This is a genomic window from Actinomadura napierensis (genome assembly GCF_039529375.1).
Taxonomy (GTDB): domain Bacteria; phylum Actinomycetota; class Actinomycetes; order Streptosporangiales; family Streptosporangiaceae; genus Spirillospora; species Spirillospora napierensis.
Genome location: NZ_BAAAMR010000449.1, coordinates 1 through 508, shown reverse-complemented (window position 1 = coordinate 508; position 508 = coordinate 1). Strand labels below are relative to the sequence as shown.

1 protein-coding gene is annotated in these 508 nt (G+C 38.0%); it reads right to left on the bottom strand.

The genetic code is table 11. From position 1 onward, the window contains the following. The coding region (locus ABD296_RS50420) for an outer membrane beta-barrel protein (protein ID WP_032067355.1) at positions 1–360 on the bottom strand (360 nt) is incomplete at its 3' end. Positions 361–508: the final 148 nt, after the last annotated feature.

The window sequence follows — 508 nt, the reverse complement described above, 5'->3', positions numbered from 1 at the left end:
CTTGATTTTGCTGTCGTAGTTTTTAGTAATTAAATCAGAAGTAACATAGAAGTTACCGTTGATTTGTTTTTGTTTATATTCAGCACCAGCAGAAGCGCCGTCTACGTCGCCTTTAACTTGGTTATATTCAGCTTCGAAACCTAACCATGGAGTTAACTCGATACCAAGAGCTGCACCAACGAATAAATCGTCTTGTAACTCAGGTGAATTAGTTAAGTTACCATCTTTACCGCCATTGTTGTGTTGGCTGTCTTGGAAAGTGTAACCAAGCAGTAATGGAGTAACTGTTACGCCAGCATTAGCAGCAGCTAATGGAGCAGCAACAAGCATAGTAGCAAGTGCAATACGACTCAATTTCATGGATATCCTCCAGAGATAACAATTGTTGTTCAAGCTCAGCCTAAATTTATTGGCCCCTGAGATATTTTTTTACCCCAGTATTATTTTTAAGCTATTCACATTTGAATCATACAAACACTTGATAGACTTTCCAAGTGCTTGATAATTT